Raw genomic sequence first — 16,739 nt, forward strand, 5'->3', positions numbered from 1 at the left:
GGTCCTCCTACGCCTTGATGTACGGTTTGCCCGACGCGGCCGGCGCCCTCGACTGGCCGACGAAGCCGGCGACGGCGAGGATCGTCACGACGTACGGCAGCATGAGCAGGAACTCGCTCGCGACGGGCGAGCCGACGGCGCCGAGCACGTTCTGCAGGTTCGTGGCGAAGCCGAAGAGCAGCGCCGCGAGTGTCGCCTTGATGGGATCCCACTGGCCGAAGATCACCGCGGCGAGGGCGATGAAGCCCGCGCCCGCCGTCATGTCCTTCGTGAACAGCCCGACGGAGCCGAGCGTGAAGTAGGCGCCGCCGAAGCCGGCGACGGCTCCCGCGAGGGACACGTTCCAGAACCGCGTCGTGTTCACGTGGATGCCGACCGTGTCTGCGGCCTGAGGGTGCTCGCCGACGGAGCGAGCGCGCAGTCCCCACTTGGTGTGGAACAGTCCCCAGTACGTCACGGCGACGGCGATGTACATGACGTAGATGATGATCGTCTGCCGGAAGAACACGGGTCCGATGATCGGGATCTCTGACAGGAACGGGATGCTGATGCGCGGGAAGCGCGGCGGGCTGTTGAGCAGCGGCGCATTGCTCGTGAGCACTTGCGAGTAGAAGAACGACGTGAGGCCGAGCACGAGCACGTTGAGCACGACGCCGACGATGACCTGGTCGACCCAGTACTTGATCGAGAACGCGGCGAGCACGAAGCTCACGAGCACGCCGGCGACCATCGCCGCGATGAGGCCGAGGTACGGGTTGCCGGTCACGGACGCGACGACGGCGGAGCTGAACGCCCCCGCGAGCAGCTGGCCCTCGATCGCGATGTTCACGACGCCGGAGCGCTCCGAGATGACGCCGCCGAGCGAGCCGAAGATGAGCGGCGCCGACAGGGCGACGGTGCCGAGCAGGAACCCGGGAAGCGGGATCGTGCCGCCCGCGGCCGCCCACGTGAAGAAGCCCATCACGAACAGCACGGCGAAAACGATGATGAGCCACAGCCAGGTCTTGCGGTAGTTCACCGTCAGCCACACCGACACGGCGGTGATGGCGGCGAGCAGCACCGTCACGACGATGCCCGTCGACACGTTCTCGAGAACGAGCGGCGGCAGCACGATCGCGTCGGAGTCGTTCGAGAGCTTGAAGGTCGTGACGCCGTCGCGGCGGAAGATCACGAACAGCACGAGCGAGATGAGCGTGACGACGCCGAAGGTGATGGGCGCCTTCCAGCTGCGGATCCGGGCGACCTCGAGACTCTCGGAGACCGGGACGTCGGCCGCGGTTGTGGTGTTGCTCACTTGGCCGTCACCTCCTTCGTGATGGACGGTGTCGACCGCTTCGTGCGACCGCCGGGCTTGGGGAGGAAGAAGATCGAGCGCACGAGCGGGGGCGCTGCGATGAACAGCACGATCACGGACTGCACGACGAGTACGATGTCGACAGGGATGCCCTGACCGGCCTGCATCGCGTAGCCGCCCGCCTTGAAAGCACCGAACAGGATGCCGGCGGCGAAGGTGCCCCACGGCGTACTGCGCCCGAGCAGGGCGACCGTGATGGCGTCGAAGCCGATTCCCGCGTCGATGCCCGAGCTGAAGCCCGTCGTGATCGTGCCGAGCACTTGGGAGACGCCCGCGAGGCCCATGAGGGCGCCCGAGATGATCATCGCCCACACGTACATCGCCTTGACGCTGATGCCCGCGACGCGTGCCGCGTTGGGGTTCTCGCCGACGGCGCGGAATTTGAAGCCGAGGCTCGAGCGGTTCATGAGCCACCACACGAAGATCGTCGCGATGATCACGAGGATGAAGCCCGCGTGCAGCTCGTAGCGATCGCCGAAGATCGGCGGAAGCACGGCGCTCGGCAGGATCGCGGGCGACTTCGGGTTCACGGATCCGGGTGCCTGGAGCAGCCCGGGCGTGCGCAGCATCCAGGCGATGAGGTAGAACGCGACGTAGTTGAGCATGATCGTGAGGATCACCTCGTGCGCTCCCGTGCGCGCCTTCAGGTAGCCGACGATTCCGCCCCAGAGCGCGCCGCCCGCGAGGCCCGCGAGGATCGCGAGAGGGAGGTGGATCCAGATCGGCAGGTGGAACGAGAAGCCCACCCAGCCGGCCGCTCCGGCGGCGATGAGCATCTGGCCGCGACCGCCGATGTTGAACAGGCCGACGCGGAAGGCGAGGCCGACGGCGAGTCCGCCCGCGATGAGCGGGGTCGCGTGGTGCAGCGTGTCGGTTATCGACTTGATGCCGCCCGCGAAGGTCGGTCGGTTGAAGTTGTAGATCGCGCCGTTGAAGAGGGCGATGTAGGCGCCGGAGACGGCGTTCCAGATGGCGGTGAAAGTGTCGCCCGGTCGCGCGAAGAAGTAGCTCGACGCCTTCTGCACGCCCTCGTCGGTGAAGGCGATGAGCACGGCGCCGATCACGAGGGAGATGATGATCGCGAGCACCGTGATGACGGTGCTGCTGTTCATGATCTGCGCGGCGAGCTGGTTGGCGCGCGGCGCCTCGGGTGTGCCGGCGTCCTTCGCCGCGGTGGTCTGCGTGTCGTCGCTCATGCGGCTGCCTCCGTCGGCTTCTCTCCGGCCATCATCAGTCCGAGCACGTCGCGTGATGTGTCGCCAGGGACGATGCCGACGATCGCTCCCCGGTACATCACGGCGATGCGGTCGGCGAGAGCCGTGACCTCGTCCAGTTCCGTCGAGACCACGACGACCGGGATCCCCGCGTCGCGCGTCGCGACCATGCGCTTGTGCACGAATTCGATCGAGCCGACGTCGATGCCTCGGGTGGGCTGCGCGGCGACGAAGAGCTTGAGCTCGCGGCTCAGCTCCCGAGCCAGCACGACCTTCTGCTGGTTTCCGCCCGAGAGGTTGCCGGCCTTCGTCTCGATGGACTGCGCGCGGATGTCGAACTCGTCCTTCGTCTCGCGCGCGAACTTCTCGCGGTACGCGAGCTGCAGGTTGCCGACCTTGACGAAGGGCGCGCCGTTGGCGCGGTCGAGCATGAGGTTCTCCGCGATGCTGAAGCCCTTCACGACGCCGTCCTCCGAGCGGTCCTCGGGGATGAAGCCGACGCCGGCGTCGAGGACCTTGCGCACGCTCAGGCCCGTGAGCTCCTCGCCGTTGAGCGTGATGCTGCCGGTCACGCGCGGCTGGAGTCCCATGATGGCCTCGGTCAGCTCGGTCTGCCCGTTGCCCTGCACCCCGGCGATCGCGAGGATCTCGCCCGCGCGCACGTCGAAGCTGACGTCGTTGACGACCTTGAGGCCCTGCGGGTCGATCACGTTGAGGTTGGAGACCTGCAGGGCGACGTCGCCGAGCTTGGGCTCGTCCTTGTGCACGGTGAGTTCGACAGCGCGGCCCACCATGAGCGCGGCGAGCTCGTTGTTGGTGGCTGTCGGCTCGGCTTCGCCGACGACCTTGCCGAGGCGCACGATCGTGATGCGGTCCGCGACTTCGCGAACCTCCCGCAGCTTGTGCGTGATGAAGACGATAGACGTTCCCGAGTCGCGGAGCCGGCGCATCGTCGCCATGAGTTCGTCCGTCTCCTGCGGAGTGAGCACGGCGGTCGGCTCGTCGAAGACGAGCACTTTCGCGTCGCGCGAGAGCGCCTTGATGATCTCGACGCGCTGCTGCACGCCGACGGGAAGATCTTCGACGAGCGCGTCGGGGTCGACGTTGAACCCGAACCTCTCGGAGATCTCGAGTACCTTCTTGCGCGCGGCCGCGATGTCGAGGGTGCCGGCGAACTTGGTGCTCTCGTGGCCGAGCATGACGTTCTCGGCGACGGTGAACACGGGGATGAGCATGAAGTGCTGGTGGACCATGCCGATACCGGCGCGCATGGCGTCGCCGGGACCGGAGAAGTGCTGTACTTCGTCGTCGAGCAGGATGTCGCCCTCATCGGCCTGGTAGAGGCCGTAGAGCACGTTCATCAGCGTGGATTTTCCGGCGCCGTTCTCACCGAGAAGGCAGTGGATTTCTCCGGGTTGAACGACGAGGTCGATGTGATCGTTGGCCGTCAGCGATCCGAACCGCTTCGTGATGCCGCGAAGTTCGAGCTTCATATCAGGGATCCTACGTGTGGGGAGGGGCTCATGAGTAGGGGGACCAGCCGGACGACTGGCCCCCCCCCTCTCGTAATGTTCTCGCTCGGGTCTACTTCGGCGAGGACGGGGACTCGACCTTGATCGAGCCGTCGATGATGCCCGCCTTGATCGTGTCGAGCTCACCCTGCAGGTCAGGGTTGACCTTGTCCTTCCAGTCGTGGAAGGGGGCGATTCCGACGCCGTCGTTGTCAAGCGTGCCGACGTACGGTTCGGCACTGAAGGAGCCCTTCGCAGCCTGGGTGACGATGTCGAAGACACCCTGCTTCATCTGCTTCATGATCGACGTGAGGAACAGGTCCTTGTCGGAGTCGACCGTCTCGTACTGGTCAGCGTCGACACCGATCATGGCGATGTCCTTGCCGGAGTCCTTGATGGCCTCGATCGCGGACTGGTAGATCGGACCGCCGACCGGCAGCAGGACGTCGACGCCCTGGTTGATGACCGTCGTCGCGGACTGCTTCGCGGTGTCGTTCGCGTCGAAGCCACCGGTGAAGACGCCGTTCTGCTTGTCGACGTCCCAGCCGACGACCTTGACGTCCTTGCCCTTCTGCTCGTTGTAGTAGTTCACGCCGTCCGCATAGCCGTCCATGAAGATCGTCACTGTCGGGATCTGCATGCCGCCGAAGGTGCCGACGGAGCCGGTCTTCGAGGTGTCGGCGGCGACGTAGCCGGCGAGGAACGCGGCCTGAGCCGTGTCGTAGACGACGGGCTTGACGTTGTCCATGTCGATCGAGTTGTCGTCGAGGATCACGAAGTCGACGTCGGGGTTGGCCGTCGCGGCCTCCTTCGTCGCGTCGGCGAGCAGGAAGCCGACGGTGATGATCATGTCGCAGCCCTGGTCGACGAGGCTCGTGATGTTCGGGCCGAAGTCGGACTCGGAGGACGACTCGACGTGCTTCTCCTTGATGCCGAGCTTGTCGGCGGCCTCGACGAGGCCCTCGTAGCTCGACTGGTTGAACGACTTGTCGTCGAACCCGCCCGAGTCGGAGACGATGCAGGGAAGATAGTCGATGGCCTCGCCCGTCGATCCGCCGCCACCGGCGGATTCGGGAGCCTGGCCGCAGCCGGCGAGCAGGGCGACGACGCCGAGGCCGGCAAGGCCGCTGACGACGGCCTTACGGGTTGTGATTGTCAAGGTGACCTCCAGGTTGCGGGCCCGCGCGGGACGCGGGTTTTGAGGCTTACGTTACCGAACGTGACGAGCGCGATTTGCACGCTCGCCCACTTCGACCTCGAAGTGTTACACATCAGTAACCGGCCCCGTCGAGAGATCGTAAGCCGCGACACGTCGCGTGCGCACGATGCTGCTCATATGAGCAGGGCTGCTGGACCCGCAGTCACATTCGCGCACGCTCGCGCGCAAGCGAGCAGAGCGGCGGCGTTACTTCGTCGGCGAGCTCGGTGAGGAGACCTCGATCTTCCCCGCCACGATCTGCTGTCGCAGCTCGTCGATCTCGTCGGAGAGCTCTGCGTCGACGGCATCCGTCATCTCATGGAACGGCGCGATGTCGACGCCGCCGTTCTCGAGGGTCCCGACGAAGGGCGTGTTGTCGAGCGTGCCGTCCAGATCGCGTGCGACGAGGTCGGTGACGGCGTCTTGCGTCTTCTTCAGGATGCTCGTGAGGATGTACGGCCCGTACTCCTTCGGCAGCGTCTCGTAGCCGTCGTTGTCGACCCAGATGAGCGACACGTCGCCCGCGTCGGCGATCGCGGCAGCCGCGCCCTCGCCGACCTGCCCGGCGACGGGGAGGATCACGTCGGCGCCCTGCCCGATGAGGGTCTCGGCGGTGCGCTTGCCCTTGTTGACGTCCTCGAAGTCACCCGTGAACAGGCCGTCCTGCTTCTGCTTGTCCCAGCCCTTCACGACGACGTTGGCGTCGTGCACCTCGTTGTAGTGGGCGACGCCGTCGACGAAGCCGTCCATGAACAGCGTCACGGGCGGCTGGTTGCCGCCGCCGAACGTGCCGACGACGCCCGTCTTCGTCACCCCGGCCGCGAGGTATCCGGCGAGATACGCGGCCTGCGCCGTGTCGAAGACGATCGAGGTGATGTTGTCGCCCTCGAGGGTCTCGTCGACGATCGCGAAGTGCCGGTCGGGGTTCGCCTCAGCGGCATCCTGCGTGTACTCCGCGAGCTCCCAGCCGACCGTTACGATGAGCCGGCAGCCCGTGTCGACGGCCTGGTCGACGTTCGGCCCGAGGTCGGTCTCGCTCTTCGAGACGATGGCCTGCGCGTCGATGCCGTACTCGTCCTGCGCCTTCTCGAGCCCCTCCCAGCTGGACTGGTTGAACGAGCGGTCCTCGAGCCCGCCGGAGTTCGTCACCATGCGCGCGCAGTAGTCGGGGTCCGTCGACTCGGGCTTCGCCTCGGGCGCCTGGCCGCAGCCGGTGAGCAGAAGAGCGGATGCCGCGACGAGCGCGGCGACGCGGGCGACGGGTTTCGGTGACATCGGTTGCTGTCCTTTGCGACGCGGGTGGATGCCACAACAGTAGCGAACAGCAACGCGTCGCCGGCTCATGTGTCGCGGAAGCCGACGCGCCAGCTCGCGTAGGCGGGTGACCAGCCAGCGGCGCGCGCCTTCGCGTTCGAGATCGGCCGTCCGGCCGGGGCACCGGGAGCGAGCGGTGCGGACGGCGGCGCGGGCGCTCCGATCGCGGCGGCGTAGACCGGCAGCCACTCGGTCCCCGCGGCCGGCTCGTCGTCGACGACGTGATACACGCCGTCCGGCCAGCCGATCGCGAGCACGGTCGCGGCGACGGCGTCGTCGACGTGCACGAGTGAGGTGACGGCAGGAGTGGCCGCGAGTGCGCCCTCAGCGACCTGCCGGGCGATGCGCCCGCCGCGCTCGTACCACGTGCCGGGGCCGTAGAGCATGCCGTACCGCAGCACGGTCGCGTGCGGCAGCGACGCGGCGAGCCGCTCCATCTCGTCGACGGCCGTGCCGGGGATGATCGGCTCCGTCTCGTGTGCGGGCGTGTTGCCGTCGGGAAACACCCACGCGATGGACTGCACGATCATGCGGTCGATTCCCGCCGCAGTCGCCGCGGAAACGAGATTCGCCGTGCCTTCTCGGCGCAGTCGCGCGTTCGCGTCGAGATCGTACTCGCCGAGGTCGGTGAGCTCGTGCAGCACGAGCTCGGCGCCGCTGTCGGCGACGACCCCCGCCAGCCGGTCAGAGTCGTACACGTCGACGACGACGGGTCGCGCCCCGAGCGCGGCGAGCCGCGTCAGGCTCTCAGCGCGTCTCGTCGTCGCCGTGACCTCGTGTCCGGCGTCGACGAGCGCGGGGAGGAGACGACTGCCGAGAACGCCCGTGCCGCCGGCAAGGAAGATGCGCATGAAGGGGGTCCCTTCGCTATCGGCGGGCGACGTGGGAGCCGGCCTGCGCGGGCAGCCGCGCCGCCTCGATCGCGGGGAACAGCAGCAGGGCGGCGACGACGAGGAAGGTCCAGCGGAAGCCGAGACCCGCGTCGGCCGGGTTGACGAGCGCGGCGACGTCTGTCGACAGCCGCACGAGCAGCGCAGCGACGGCGATGCCGAGGCCCGCGGCGACCTGCTGCATCGTGGAGGCGAGCGTGTTCGCCGCGTTCGTGTCCGCCGGCTCGACGTCGGCGAACTGCACGGAGTTGTAGCCGCTGAAGCCGATCGAGCGGAAGACGCCGCTCGCGAACAGCGCGAACGCGATGACGAACAGCGGCGTCTCGGCGGTGAGGAAGGCGCAGCCGACGTACACGGCGGCGCCCGCGAGGTTGCTTCCCACGATGACGGCGCGGAAGCCGAAGCGGCGGATGAGCGGGCTCGTCGCGGGCTTGATCACGACGTTGCCGACGAAGACGGCGACGACGAGCAGTCCGGCGAGCGACGCGCTCCAGCCGAAACCCTCCTGGAACATGAGCGTGAACACGAACGGCGCGGCGCTGATCAGCATCCGGTACACACCCCCGCCGACGTTGCCGACGCGGAACGTGGGCAGGCGCAGCGCGTCGAAGCGGAGCAGCGGGTGCGCCGCTCGCAGCATCCGCCATATTCCGAGGGCGCCGACGACGAGGCCGAGACCGAGCATGCCGAGAGCGAGCGCGACGTTCTGGCCGACCTCTTCCATGCCGAGCACGATCGCGGCGAGCGCGACCCCGACGAGCGCGAAGCCGAGGACGTCGAGCGGATGCCGCGGCTCGGCGTCCTGCGCGGGAACGAGCCTCACGCCTGCGATCAGCGCGACGGCGCCGATGGGGATGTTGATGAGGAAGATCCAGTGCCAGCCGATCGTGTCGGAGATGATGCCGCCGAGAGCCGGCGCGAGCACGGGGGCGAGCAGCGCCGGCCACGTCAGGTACGCCATGGCGTCGAGCAGGTCGCGTTTGTCGACGGCGCGCAGCACGGCGAGGCGACCGACGGGCACCATCATGGCGCCGCCGGCGCCCTGCAGAACACGCGCCGCGACGAGCAGCGGAAGGCTCGGGCTCAGCGCGCACAGCAGCGAGGCGAGCGTGAACACGCCGATCGCGGTGCAGAACACGCGCTTCGTGCCGAAGCGGTCGGCGAGCCAGCCGCTCACCGGCACGCCGACGGCGAGCGTGAGCAGGTACGCGGTCATGGCGAGGTTGATGTCGACGGCGCGCACTCCGAGGTCGGCTGCCATGGCGGGCGCGGCGGTCTGGATGATGGTGCCGTCGAGGTTCTCCATGAAGAACGTCGCGGCCACGAGCAGCGCGAGCGGACGATTGAGGGTCTGCGAGCGCTGCATCCTCCTATTCTGCCCGCCCGCGCCGCCGCGTTACGCCGGGCGCACGCGAAGTTCCTCGCCCTGCCAGCGGCGCCGCAGCCAGCGGTCGTGGCTGGCGATCACGACGGCGCCGGGGTAGGAGCCGAGCGCGTCCTCGAGGTCGGTGGCGAGCTGGAGCGACAGATGGTTCGTCGGCTCGTCGAGCAGGAACACGTGCGGCGGCTTCGCGATGATGAGCGCGAGCGCCACGCGACGCTGCTGCCCGACCGACAGCGCGCCGACGGGACGGTCGAGATCCCGCGGTGGGATGAGACCGAGCGAGCTCAGGGGCAGCAGCTCTGCACGCCGCTCCCCCAGTGCGCCCGTGTAGAGCTGCCGCGGGCTGCGGTCGGGCCGTTCGAAGCGCACGTCCTGCTCGAGCAGCTGCACGCGCAAACCGCGCCGGCGCTCGACGCTGCCGCGGTCAAGCGGCGTCGTCCCCGCGAGAACGCGCAGCAGCGTGGACTTGCCCGCCCCGTTCGGACCCGTCACGAGCAGGCGCGACTGCGACTCGATGACGAGGCGGTCGACGGCGAGGCGCCTCGGGATGCGCGCGCTCGTGACGGCGAGGAGCGACGAGCCATCTCCCAGCGGATGCGAGCCCCGCGGGATGCCGGCGAAGCGCAGCGGCTGCGGGGGCTTGCGCACCTGGTTCTCGCGCAGCTCCTCGAGCCGGCCGCGCGCGTTCTTCACGCGGCGGCTGATCTGCCCCTGCACCCTGGCGCCCTTGAACGCGTGGATGAACTTGTCGTTGTCGCTCGGCCCGCGGCCGTGCGCGACCTGGCGCGCGGTCACGTCGACGGTGTGCGCGAGCTGCTTGAGCTCGTCCTGCTCGGCCGCGAACTGGGCTTCCCAGCGCTCGCGCTCGAGCTGCTTCTCGGCGAGGTAGTCGCTGAACGAGCCGCCGAAGACCGTCACTCCGCCTGGCCCGCGCAGCGAGCCGCGTCCCGTGTCGAGGTCGACGAGCCCCGTCGAGATCTCGTCGAGGAACGCCCGGTCGTGGCTCGCGAAGAGCACGGGGCCGCTCCAGCCGAGCAGCTGCGCGCGCAGAAACGCGACGGCGACGTCGTCGAGGTGGTTCGTGGGTTCGTCGAGAAGGAGCGCCGCGGGACGTTCGAGCAGCAGCGCGGCGAGCGCGAACCGGCTGCGCTGGCCCCCGCTCACGGCGTCGAGGCGACGGTCGAGCGGGATGCCGTCGAGCCCGAGCCCCGCAAGCACAGCGTCGCGGCGCGCGTCGGCGCCCCACACGTCGCGCGCCTCGGCTGCCTCGAGTGCGGCCGCGTACCGCCGTTCGGCGGCGGCGCCGCCCGCGGCGAGCGAGTCGGCGGCATCCGTCAACTCGCGCTCGGCCGTCCGAACGCTCGCGAGAGCACGCTCGAGCAGGTCGCTCACGGTGTAGTCGGCATCGTGCGGCACCTCTTGCCAGAGGAAGCCCGTGTCGGCCGGCCGCGCGATGGCTCCCGCGTCCGGCGCGTCGGATCCGGCGATGAGGCGAAGCAGCGTTGACTTTCCGGCCCCGTTCTCGCCGATGAGGCCGATGCGGGCGCCCGGCGGCACGGCGAAGCTCACGTTCGTGAGCACGCGCCGGTCGCCGAAGCTGCGCGAGACTCCGTCGACGCGGATGTGGTCGAGGGACTGCGCGGGTGATTGTGTCAGCTGAGGAATGGTGGACGGCATCCGGTGCCCTTTCGAGTCGGCCAGGCGCACACGTCGACACCGTAGTGCCGCTGAGAGCGGGAAGAGGTTTCCCTGCACGCCTGAAATCGAGGTCCGCCGGGCAAGCCTCGGACGCGGACAGGTCAGGGTGCGTTAGGAAAACATCGCCTCAGAGCATAGGCGGACGGTCGGAGGTTGTAAAGCATCGGCCGCGCACAGCGCTGTCGAGGCGAGACAGGATCGGCTTCGACGAGACGTGCGCCCTCGCTCAGAGCACGTCGTCGCGGCCCGAGATCTTGAGCGCGTCGACCACGCCCTTCACGCGCTGCGCGTTCTCGCTCGTCGTGACGAGGAGGGCGTCGGGGGTGTCGACGACGACGATGTTCTTCACGCCGATGAGGCTGATCACGCGCTTGCTGTGCGAGACGACGATGCCGCTCGACGAGTCGGCGAGGACGCGGGCGTTCTCGCCGAGGATCGCGAGATCGCTCGGCCGGCCGTGCGAGTTGAGCTTCGCGAGCGACGCGAAGTCTCCGACGTCGTCCCAGCTGAAATAGCCCGGAACGACAGCCATGCGCCCCTGCGCGGCCGCGGGCTCGGCGACGGAGTAGTCGATCGCGACCTTCTTGAGGGTCGGCCACAGCCTGTCGACGGCGGGGCCGCGCGTCGCGGGGTCGTCCCACGCGTCGGCGAGTTCGAGGATCGCGTCGCGCAGCTGCGGCTCGTTGCGGCCGAGCTCCTCGAGCAGCACGTCGGCGCGGGAGATGAACATGCCGGCGTTCCACAGGTAGCCTCCGTCGGCGACGTACTTCTTCGCCCGCTCGATGTCGGGCTTCTCGACGAAGCTGTCGACGGTGAGCACGCTCTCGGCGCCGTCGATGTCAAGCGGGGCGCCCGATTTGATGTAGCCGAAGCCGATAGCGGGCTCGGTGGGACGGATGCCGATCGTGGCGATGTAGCCGGCGTCCGCCGCCTCGATCGCGTGCGACACCGCCTGGCGGAACAGCCGGTCGCCGCGGATCACGTGGTCGGCGGCGAAGGAGCCGATGATGACGTCGGGCTCGCGCTTGCGCAGGATCGCGGCGGCGAGGCACACGGCGACGGTCGACTCGCGCGGGTCGGCCTCGAGCACGATGTTCTCGTCGCCGATCTCGGGCAGCTGCTTCTCGACGGCGGCGCGGTGCGCGCGGCCGGTGACGACCATGATGCGCTGCTCGCCCGCGAGCGGCGTGAGCCGGTCCCACGTCGCGCGCAGGAGCGTGACGCCCGACCCCGTGAGATCGTGCAGGAACTTCGGTGCGTCGGCTCGGGAGAGCGGCCACAGCCGCGAGCCGATTCCTCCTGCGGGAATGACGCTGTAGAACCTGGCGCGGGCTGTGCTCATGCCCCCACGATAGCGGGCGCCTCGCGGCATCCGGCATATCTCGACATCAAGATATTTAGGGTCCCCTTAGGGGCAAGGGCCCCTCGCGGCGGCATAGACTGGTGACCACGCGCCTCGGCGCTCGCCGGCTGTCCGGCCGACGTAACACGCGATTCGTCAGGGAGGGTCGTTCCGTGTCAGCGAAGACTGCAGGGACTGCACCGTTGTCTTCCACAACCTCCAAGCGACCAGCGGGCACGCTGTACCGCGGTCGTGAGGGAATGTGGTCTTGGGTACTTCACCGGGTCACCGGTGTCGCCATCTTCTTCTTCCTTCTGGTGCACATCCTCGACACGGCTCTCGTGCGAGTGTCGCCGGAGGCGTACAACGCCGTCATCGGCACCTACCAGACGCCGATCATGGGACTCGGCGAGGTCGCCCTCGTTGGCGCCATCGTGTTCCACGCGTTCAACGGCATCCGCATCATCCTCGTCGACCTGTGGTCGAAGGGCACGCACTTCCAGCGCCCCATGTTCTACATCGTGATCGTCGTCTGGGTGCTCACGATGCTCGCGTTCACGCCGCGCCACCTGATGAACGTCTTCGGGAACTGAGAGAGGGAACGGACATGACTCACACCATCGCTGCTCCCCGCACTCCCGTCACCCGGTCGAAGGGAACGAACTGGGAGAAGTGGGGCTGGATCTACATGCGCGCATCGGGCGTCGTGCTCGTCGTGCTGATCTTCGGCCACCTGTTCGTCAACCTCATGGTCGGCAAGGGCGTGCACGCCATCGACTTCGCCTTCGTCGGCGGCAAGTGGTCGGACCCGTTCTGGCAGGTGTGGGACGGGCTCATGCTGTGGCTCGCCCTCATTCACGGCGCCAACGGCATGCGCACCATCGTCAACGACTACGCGCACAACCGCACGCTCCGCGGCATCCTGAAGATCGCGATCCTCGTCGCGGTCATCGTGCTGCTCGTGCTCGGCACGCTCGTGGTCACGACGTTCGACCCGTGCCCCGCCGGCTCCCCCGCTGACTTGCTTCCCTCCATCTGTAAGGACCTCTAAACCGATATGACGACTCCCGCTGCGAACACGACGGCCGCCGAATCGACAGTGATCGACGGCATCCACTATCACCAGTTCGACATCGTCATCGTCGGCGCAGGCGGCGCCGGCATGCGCGCCGCGATCGAGGCCGGCCCCGGCGCGAAGACCGCAGTGATCTCGAAGCTCTACCCCACGCGCTCGCACACGGGCGCCGCGCAGGGCGGCATGGCGGCCGCGCTCGCGAACGTGGAGGAAGACACCTGGGAGTGGCACACGTTCGACACCGTCAAGGGCGGCGACTACCTCGTCGACCAGGACGCGGCGGAGATCCTCGCGAAGGAGGCCATCGACGCGGTCATCGACCTCGAGAACATGGGCCTGCCGTTCAACCGCACGCCCGAGGGCAAGATCGACCAGCGCCGCTTCGGCGGCCACACGCGCGACCACGGCAAGTCCGCCGTTCGCCGCGCGTGCTACGCGGCCGACCGCACGGGCCACATGATCCTGCAGACGCTGTTCCAGAACTGCGTCAAGCTCGGCATCAACTTCTTCAACGAGTTCTACGTTCTCGACCTCATCATGACCGAGGTCGACGGTGTGAAGAAGCCCGCGGGGGTCGTCGCGTTCGAGCTCGCGACCGGCGAGCTGCACGTCTTCCAGTCGAAGGCGACGATCTTCGCGACGGGCGGCTTCGGCAAGATCTTCAAGACCACGTCGAACGCCCACACCCTCACGGGAGACGGCGTCGGCATCATCTGGCGCAAGGGCCTCCCGCTCGAGGACATGGAGTTCTTCCAGTTCCACCCGACCGGGCTCGCCGGCCTCGGCATCCTGCTCACAGAGGGCGCCCGCGGTGAGGGCGCCATCCTGCGCAACGCCTCGGGCGAGCGCTTCATGGAGCGCTACGCCCCGACCATCAAGGACCTCGCGCCGCGCGACATCGTCGCCCGCAGCATGGTGCAGGAGGTGCAGGAAGGCCGCGGCGCCGGACCGAACAAGGACTACGTGCTGCTCGACTGCACGCACCTGGGCGCCGAGGTGCTCGAGACGAAGCTCCCGGACATCACGGAGTTCGCGCGCACCTATCTCGGCGTGGACCCGGTGACCGAGCCCGTGCCGGTCATGCCGACGGCGCACTACGCCATGGGCGGCATCCCGACCAACAACAACGCCGAGGTCCTCTCCGACAACACGACAGTCGTGCCGGGCCTGTACGCCGCGGGCGAGTGCGCGTGCGTGTCGGTGCACGGCTCCAACCGCCTCGGCACCAACTCGCTGCTGGACATCAACGTGTTCGGAAAGCGCGCGGGAAACAACGCCGTCGCGTATGTGAAGAACGTCGACTTCGTCCCGCTGCCCGACGACCCGGCCAAGAATGTGCGCGAGTCGATCGAGCGCATCAAGGACGGCACGGGCCCCGAGCGCATCGGCGCCCTGCGCAAGACGCTGCAGGACGAGATGGACAAGAACGCCCAGGTGTTCCGCACCGACGAGACGCTCGCGGAGGTCACACAGACCATCCACGACCTGCGTCAGCGGTACATGAACATCTCGATTCAGGACAAGGGCAAGCGGTTCAACACCGACCTGCTCGAGGCGGTCGAGCTCGGCTTCCTGCTCGACCTCGCCGAGGTCGTCGTCTTCTCGGCCCGCAACCGCAAGGAGTCCCGCGGCGGACACATGCGCGACGACTACCCGAAGCGCGACGACGAGAACTACATGAAGCACACGATGGCGTACCTCACGGGCGACCCCCACTCGGCGGATGCCGCCGACCACATCCGCCTGGACTGGAAACCCGTCGTCATCACGCGCTACCAGCCGATGGAGAGGAAGTACTAGACATGTCGCAGGTGTTGGAAGAGGCGCCGGTGTCGAACGACCCGACGCAGACCTTCACGGTGACGATGATCATCCGCCGCTTCGACCCCGATGTCGACGCGGAACCGCACTGGCAGGACTTCGACGTCGAGATGCTGCCGACCGAGCGCGTCCTCGACGCGCTGCACAAGATCAAGTGGGAGCAGGACGGTTCGCTGACGTTCCGCCGCTCGTGCGCCCACGGCGTCTGCGGCTCCGACGCCATGCGCATCAACGGCCGCAACCGGCTCGCGTGCAAGACGCTCATCAAGGATCTCGACATCTCGAAGCCGATCTACGTCGAGGCGATCAAGGGGCTCCCCCTCGAGAAGGACCTCGTCGTCGACATGGAGCCGTTCTTCGACTCCTACCGCGAGGTGCAGCCGTTCCTCATGGCCGACAGCAAGCCGGGGGCCGGCAAGGAGCGCCTGCAGTCCGCCGCCGACCGGGCTCGCTTCGACGACACCACGAAGTGCATCCTGTGCGCCGCGTGCACGTCGAGCTGCCCCGTGTTCTGGACCGACGGGCAGTACTTCGGCCCCGCCGCCATCGTCAACGCGCACCGGTTCATCTTCGACTCGCGTGACGACCACGCGCAAGTGCGGCTCGACATCCTCAACGACAAGGAAGGCGTGTGGCGCTGCCGCACGACATTCAACTGCACCGAGGCGTGCCCTCGCGGCATCCAGGTCACGAAGGCGATCGCCGAGGTCAAGCAGGCGATCATGCGCGGCAAGCCGTAAGGCTTTCCGCTTCGCGAAAGGCCGGGCGCCGCAGAATTTTCCTGCGGCGCCCGGCCTTTCGCATGATCCTCGAGACGAGCGGATGCCGCTTCGCTCAGCTCAGCGGCACGCCCGGCATGATCTCGATGACGTTGCCGTCGCCGACGTCGACGAAGCTGCCCGCCGGCACGACGAGGGACTCCCCCGGCGCGAGGCGCCCCCAACGGCCGCCCGGCACGATGACCGAGGTCCCGTTCGTGGAGTTCAGGTCGGAGACGATGACGACATCGCCGACCTGGCGGATGTCCATGTGCGTCGCCGAGACCGTCTTCGTCGGGGACAGCAGCTGCACGAGCCGCACGCTGTTCTGCGACCGCGTCTTGGGGTTGCGGCCGAAGCGGTGCGGCAGATCGAGCGCGTAGGCCTGACCGCTGTTGACGCGGTACCCGAACATGACGGTGCGCGGATGCTCCGGCAGGTTCGGCAGCCGGATGGGGCCGGTCACGGGCGGCGCCTGGCTCGGCGTGCGGCGGATGGTCATGCCGTCGTGCAGCTCGACCGAGTGGTCGAACACGACGTCAGAGCGCACGGCCGGCTCCGCCGGAGTGGGAACGGCGGCCGGCACGACCGTCGTCGCGGACGGTCGGGCGAGCGCGCTCGCGCTGTCGGCGGCGGGGCGCTGGATCATCTCGGTTCCGAAGACCATGTCGACGCGGCCCGCGGTGACGACGCCGCTCACGAGCGGGAACGGAGCCCCGTTGTGCTGCTGCCCGATCGCGAGGTTCGACACGTTCTGCAGACGGGTGCGCAGCCATGGCGCGCTTCCCGTCGGCGAGATGTGGTGCGGCGCGCCCGCGGACGCGATGTCGAAGCCGACGGGGCCGTTCACGAGCGCCATGAGCGAGGCGCCGCGGCTGTTCTCGTCGATGTCGCCGAGAAGCACGAACGACAGCGGACGGCCGCCGGACTCGGCCGGGAACTCGGCGACGAGCGATTCGAACGTCGAGCCGTCGCGAATGAGAGTCCAGAGGCGGTGCACGAGGCCCGGATCGACCGGTCTGCTGAGCGCGACGAGCGTTCGCGGAGCCGCGATCACCGTCCAGGCGGCGTCAGCGACCGACGCATAGCTCACGCGTTCTGCCACGTCGGGTCCACCTCACTAGCGTGCCGCTTCGGGATCACGGCACTCCCCAAGCGGGGGACTCCTCTATTCTGACCT

14 protein-coding genes are annotated in these 16,739 nt (G+C 68.2%); 4 read left to right on the forward strand and 10 right to left on the reverse strand.

The features are described from left to right. Nucleotides 1-7 precede the first annotated feature (7 nt). The 9 genes from BLV49_RS01315 to BLV49_RS01355 all read right to left on the reverse strand — a co-directional run bounded on the left by BLV49_RS01315 (nt 8) and on the right by BLV49_RS01355 (nt 11,905). Nucleotides 8-1,294 carry an ABC transporter permease gene (locus tag BLV49_RS01315; protein WP_091179058.1) on the reverse strand — a complete coding sequence of 429 codons (1,287 nt, stop codon included), beginning with the start codon at nt 1,292-1,294 and terminating at the stop codon, nt 8-10. Beyond that, entirely contained in the window at nt 1,291-2,550 is a 1,260-nt protein-coding gene (locus BLV49_RS01320; RefSeq protein WP_091179059.1) for an ABC transporter permease, read from the reverse strand. Before BLV49_RS01320 ends, BLV49_RS01315 begins: the two co-directional genes overlap by 4 nt. After that, nucleotides 2,547-4,061 carry an ABC transporter ATP-binding protein gene (locus BLV49_RS01325; RefSeq protein WP_091179061.1) on the reverse strand — a complete coding sequence of 505 codons (1,515 nt, stop codon included), beginning with the start codon at nt 4,059-4,061 and terminating at the stop codon, nt 2,547-2,549. Before BLV49_RS01325 ends, BLV49_RS01320 begins: the two co-directional genes overlap by 4 nt. A gap of 91 nt (nt 4,062-4,152) precedes the next feature. Beyond that, complete coding sequence (locus BLV49_RS01330) at nt 4,153-5,238, reverse strand: BMP family lipoprotein (RefSeq protein WP_091179063.1); 1,086 nt, start codon at nt 5,236-5,238, stop codon at nt 4,153-4,155. Nucleotides 5,239-5,484: 246 nt separating this feature from the next. After that, nucleotides 5,485-6,552: a BMP family lipoprotein gene (locus BLV49_RS01335; protein WP_091179065.1), complete on the reverse strand. Its 1,068-nt coding sequence runs from the start codon at nt 6,550-6,552 to the stop codon at nt 5,485-5,487. 65 nt (nt 6,553-6,617) lie between these two features. Continuing rightward, nucleotides 6,618-7,442 carry an NAD-dependent epimerase/dehydratase family protein gene (locus tag BLV49_RS01340; protein ID WP_091179068.1) on the reverse strand — a complete coding sequence of 275 codons (825 nt, stop codon included), beginning with the start codon at nt 7,440-7,442 and terminating at the stop codon, nt 6,618-6,620. A gap of 16 nt (nt 7,443-7,458) precedes the next feature. Continuing rightward, nucleotides 7,459-8,847 (reverse strand): MFS transporter, encoded by a 1,389-nt coding sequence (locus BLV49_RS01345; RefSeq protein ID WP_091179070.1) that lies wholly within the window; start codon nt 8,845-8,847, stop codon nt 7,459-7,461. Nucleotides 8,848-8,877: 30 nt separating this feature from the next. Continuing rightward, nucleotides 8,878-10,542: an ABC-F family ATP-binding cassette domain-containing protein gene (locus tag BLV49_RS01350; RefSeq protein ID WP_091179072.1), complete on the reverse strand. Its 1,665-nt coding sequence runs from the start codon at nt 10,540-10,542 to the stop codon at nt 8,878-8,880. Between the two features lie 247 nt (nt 10,543-10,789). After that, nucleotides 10,790-11,905, reverse strand: a complete 1,116-nt coding sequence (locus BLV49_RS01355; RefSeq protein ID WP_245723495.1) for a mannose-1-phosphate guanylyltransferase — start codon at nt 11,903-11,905, stop codon at nt 10,790-10,792. 173 nt (nt 11,906-12,078) lie between these two features. Here BLV49_RS01355 and sdhC point away from each other — a divergent pair, with 173 nt between their 5' ends. Genes sdhC through BLV49_RS01375 form a run of 4 tightly spaced genes read left to right on the forward strand, consistent with a single transcriptional unit; the run spans nt 12,079 to nt 15,541 of the window. Continuing rightward, nucleotides 12,079-12,498 (forward strand): succinate dehydrogenase, cytochrome b556 subunit, encoded by a 420-nt coding sequence (sdhC, locus tag BLV49_RS01360; protein ID WP_091179075.1) that lies wholly within the window; start codon nt 12,079-12,081, stop codon nt 12,496-12,498. A gap of 14 nt (nt 12,499-12,512) precedes the next feature. Beyond that, the gene (gene sdhD / locus BLV49_RS01365) at nt 12,513-12,956 is read left to right on the forward strand and encodes a succinate dehydrogenase, hydrophobic membrane anchor protein (protein ID WP_091179078.1); all 444 of its coding nucleotides are present in this window, start codon (nt 12,513-12,515) and stop codon (nt 12,954-12,956) included. Nucleotides 12,957-12,962: 6 nt separating this feature from the next. Then, a complete protein-coding gene (gene sdhA / locus BLV49_RS01370) occupies nt 12,963-14,780 on the forward strand; it encodes a succinate dehydrogenase flavoprotein subunit (RefSeq protein WP_091179081.1) in 1,818 nt (605 codons plus the stop codon). A 2-nt stretch (nt 14,781-14,782) separates the two neighbouring features. Continuing rightward, the gene (locus BLV49_RS01375) at nt 14,783-15,541 is read left to right on the forward strand and encodes a succinate dehydrogenase iron-sulfur subunit (RefSeq protein WP_091179084.1); all 759 of its coding nucleotides are present in this window, start codon (nt 14,783-14,785) and stop codon (nt 15,539-15,541) included. 94 nt (nt 15,542-15,635) lie between these two features. Here BLV49_RS01375 and BLV49_RS01380 read toward each other — a convergent pair whose 3' ends face one another. Then, nucleotides 15,636-16,664 (reverse strand): FHA domain-containing protein, encoded by a 1,029-nt coding sequence (locus BLV49_RS01380; RefSeq protein ID WP_091179086.1) that lies wholly within the window; start codon nt 16,662-16,664, stop codon nt 15,636-15,638. Nucleotides 16,665-16,739 lie beyond the last annotated feature (75 nt).

The sequence above is a fragment of the Paramicrobacterium humi genome (assembly GCF_900105715.1).
GTDB classification, from domain to species: domain Bacteria; phylum Actinomycetota; class Actinomycetes; order Actinomycetales; family Microbacteriaceae; genus Paramicrobacterium; species Paramicrobacterium humi.